1 protein-coding gene is annotated in these 496 nt (G+C 70.0%); it reads right to left on the minus strand.

Features of this window, described 5'->3' with window-relative positions:
* Positions 1–496: ABC transporter permease subunit (locus tag ACU8YE_RS24525; RefSeq protein ID WP_446929995.1), on the minus strand; the 496-nt coding region annotated here is incomplete at both ends.

Consider the following 496-nt stretch of genomic DNA (forward strand, 5'->3'; position numbering starts at 1 on the left):
CTCCCCAGGGCGTACGCCGCCTCGGACTGTCCCTTGGGGACCGCAACGATCCCCGCCCGGAACACCTCGGCCAGCACCGAGCCGTTGTAGAGCGTCAGTGCCACCACGACGCTCCAGTAGGCGCCCGACTCGCCCCGGGTGACCCCGAAGGTGAAGAACACCAGGATCATCATCAGCAGGGCCGGGACGGCACGGAAGAACTCCACCACGACGGCGGCGGGCAGCGAGAGCCAGCGACGGTCGGCCAGCTTGGCGATGCCGAGGAGCAGGCCGAAGACGAGCGCGCCCAGGACGGCGCTGCCGGCCATCTCCAGCGTGGTCAGGACGCCGTCGAGCAGGATCACGGTGACGTAGCGGGGGGTGATGAACACCTCCCACTTGTCGTAGGCGAACTGCCCCTCCTGGTAGAGCCGCAGCACGGCCCACGACACCAGGGCGACCAGCGCGAGGCTGACCAGGACGGTGTAGAGGCGGTGGCGCCGCACGGTGCGGGGAC

It is taken from the genome of Ralstonia sp. VS2407 (assembly GCF_052950655.1).